The sequence below is a fragment of the Thermococcus sp. JdF3 genome, assembly GCF_012027495.1.
Taxonomy (GTDB): Archaea; Methanobacteriota_B; Thermococci; order Thermococcales; family Thermococcaceae; genus Thermococcus.
The window spans coordinates 1-455 of record NZ_SNUK01000023.1; the positions used below are offsets into that span (position 1 = coordinate 1).

Annotated in this window: 1 pseudogene; it reads right to left on the reverse strand. The window is 42.0% G+C overall.

Going from position 1 to position 455, the window contains the following annotated elements:
* Positions 1-241 precede the first annotated feature (241 nt).
* A pseudogene (locus tag E3E42_RS11910) lies at positions 242-455 on the reverse strand (glycosyl transferase); the annotation flags it as partial.

Sequence of the window (455 nt, forward strand, 5' to 3'; positions counted from 1 at the left end):
CAGAAGCGCTTCCATCTATGGGCGAGATTGTCTATGAAGCCTAACAGTTTCTTTGTTCGCCACATGGCTATGAAAAGGTCAACAGCCAAGCCCTCTTCATTCTCTTCATTGTATTTTCTCCCGAAGAGGGCGTAGAGCACGGCCCAAAATGCTAGGATGCCAATGATCATCATGGTGAGCGTGCTGTTCATTTGAGTCACCTAATAAAGCGTTTTTGAGCTGAGTTTAAAAATGTAGTGTGCTATCGGTTAAACTGGAGTATTTTTTTGATATACTCTACTGAGCGCGAGTCGAGAGCAAGTTCTAGGAGTTTATGGTAGTTTTCCATATTGAGGGGTGCCATTGCAATGGATTTTGTTAGATATCTCAGTCCTTTCTTAGTGTTTCCACTTAGGATTAAGAGCAGGCCCATCTGGCTTAAATGAATGCTTAGTATTTGGGAGTTTTTGTATATG